This window comes from Streptomyces sp. NRRL WC-3549, from assembly GCF_000721935.1.
Taxonomy (GTDB): Bacteria; Actinomycetota; Actinomycetes; order Streptomycetales; family Streptomycetaceae; genus Streptomyces.
On record NZ_KL585423.1, the window covers coordinates 194,060 to 194,618 of the forward strand.

General features: G+C 71.7%; 1 pseudogene. It reads left to right on the forward strand.

The window, feature by feature from the left end:
- A pseudogene (locus tag IH13_RS0127285) lies at nucleotides 1-559 on the forward strand (helicase); the annotation flags it as partial.

Below are 559 nucleotides of genomic sequence, written 5' to 3' on the forward strand. Positions count from 1 at the left end.
CCGCTACGAGCTGCTGCGGAAGGTCTCCGCCGACGCCGACCGCCATCTGCTGCTGCTGACGGCGACCCCGCACTCCGGCAAGGAGTCCGCCTTCCGCAACCTGCTGGGGCTGGTACGGCCCGAGCTGGCGACCCTGGACCTGGAGTCACCGGCGGGGCGGGCGAAGCTCGCCGAGCACTTCGTGGCCCGCAAGCGCGCCGACGTCCGCACCTATCTCACCAGGGAGGACGGTCTCACCGACGACTCGCTGGCCGAGCGGACCGCCTTCCCCTCGGACCGCTGGACGAAGGACGAGCCGTACAAGCTGACACCGGCCTACCGGGCGCTGCTCGACGACGCCATCGCCTACGCCCGTGACCGGGTCGCGGAGGCCGGTGAGCAGGGGAAGCGGGAGGCCCGGATCGCGTGGTGGTCGGTGATCGCGCTGCTGCGCTCGATGGTGTCCTCCCCGGCCGCCGCCGCGCAGACCCTGAAGACCCGCTCCGAGTCCGCCGTCGCCCGTACCGCGCACGAGGCGGACCTGCTGGGTGCCTCGGTGGCCTGTCTCTTATACACATCT